This is a genomic window from Polynucleobacter sp. 39-46-10, assembly GCF_002282275.1.
Window position 1 is genome coordinate 1 of sequence record NZ_NCJB01000479.1, and the last position, 1346, is coordinate 1346.

Consider the following 1346-nt stretch of genomic DNA (forward strand, 5'->3'; position numbering starts at 1 on the left):
TGTTGCTGTATCTAGAGGTCCAAATATGAGCCCAAGACTCCCGATCAATAATTCTCAAACCATCACTGATTTTCTGAATCTTCAGAAAAGCCAGTTGGAGGAAAAGAGTTCTGAAGACTCCTATCGATTTGCTTTTGATGACCAAGCCTTTTTAGCTCGTCGTGAAACTTTAGGCTTGCGTTTTCAGTTGGAGTTGTTAAAGCCAGAGATCTTATTGCATGAGCGAGGTATTGAGCACACGATTACTGTATTTGGTTCCACTCGTTTTATTAACTGTGAAGCAGCGCGAGAGCTAGAGAAGAATGCCAAAACTCCAGAGGCTGTAGCAGAAGCTAAAAGAGCATTACTGCATTGCAAGTACTACGATTCGGCAAGGGAGTTTGGGGCAATTGTTGCTGGCTATAACGCTACGCAATCTGAGAATCGAAATAAGCTACACATCGCCACTGGTGGCGGGCCTGGAATTATGGAGGCTGCCAATCGTGGTGCGTTTGAGGCGGGGGATGAGACGATTGGTTTTAACATCAGCTTACCGCGAGAGCAGTATCCCAATCCCTATCTCACACCCGGTTTAAGTTTCCGCTTTCATTATTTTGCTATTCGCAAGATGCACTTCATGCTCAGGGCGAGGGCGATTGTGGCTTATCCAGGGGGTTTTGGTTCTTTTGACGAACTCTTTGAGGTGCTCACCTTAATGCAGACGAAGAAGGTGGATCGATTTCCGATCATCTTAGTGGGTAAGACATTCTGGCAGGAGGTGATTAACTTCCACCAGATGCTTGAGCATGGGGTGATTGAGCAGCCAGATGTGGATTTAATCCACTTTGTTGAAACCGCTCAAGAAGCTTGGGAAGTCATTCGTAACTGGTATCAGTTGGCCTAGTAGGTTCATGAGAACGGTAAAATAGGCGTACAGATACCATGACTATTTCCAACACCATATCCCTCAGCTCCGAACTAGACCTACCGGCCTATTTGTTTGGCATTGCCATGCTTTTAGTGGTGATGTTGGTACATGGTCTTGCTTTACTTCAAATTGCGAAACGCTATGAGGTGAAATCATTCTTATATCTTTCGGAGCATAAGTACTCTTCAGTAGCTATCGTGTTTTATATCAGCGTGCTCTGTTTATTTCTCACGCACATCTTTGAAATCATTCTCTGGGGGATTGCCCTCAAAGCTTTTAATCTCTTGCCAAATTTGGGTGAGAGTATTTTATTTAGTGGCAGCACCTATACCGCAATGGGTTTTATGGACGACCTCCTGCCAAAAGGTTGGAAGATGCTGGCGATCATCATTGCTTTCTCCGGGATGTTTGCTTTTGCCTGGACTGCTTCCGTCATGAT

Annotated in this window: 2 protein-coding genes; both read left to right on the top strand. The window is 44.9% G+C overall.

Annotated features, from left to right (window positions below):
• The coding region (locus tag B7X71_RS16960) for an LOG family protein (protein ID WP_363927284.1) at positions 1-883 on the top strand (883 nt) is incomplete at its 5' end.
• A 38-nt stretch (positions 884-921) separates the two neighbouring features.
• Positions 922-1346 (top strand): hypothetical protein (locus B7X71_RS16965; protein WP_293601603.1); only part of this gene is annotated, 425 nt, incomplete at its 3' end.